The following is a 237-nucleotide window of genomic DNA, read 5'->3' on the forward strand; positions in this document are numbered from 1 at the left end:
GCTGTAGAGAACGCAAGAATCAATTCTTCTTTGAGAAGTTTAATCACCGTAAAGATATTGAACCCTACAAATTTTGCAATAAGACCCAGAATGACAATTACAAAGAAAATCATGGTTCCGTAAACAGAAAGCGCAAACTTTCCTAACGGAATTAAAGATTCCAAACCAAACTTGGAGATAGTCACACCGATTAGTGCAAATACACCGATTGGAGCGAATTTCATGACCATATTAGTT

1 protein-coding gene is annotated in these 237 nt (G+C 36.3%); it reads right to left on the minus strand.

Annotated elements, in window-relative coordinates; all coding sequences use genetic code 11:
- Nucleotides 1-237: cation:dicarboxylate symporter family transporter (locus AC6UDE_RS07200; RefSeq protein ID WP_500697064.1), on the minus strand; the 237-nt coding region annotated here is incomplete at both ends.

It is taken from the genome of Fructilactobacillus sp. X2R5C3 (assembly GCF_059901325.1).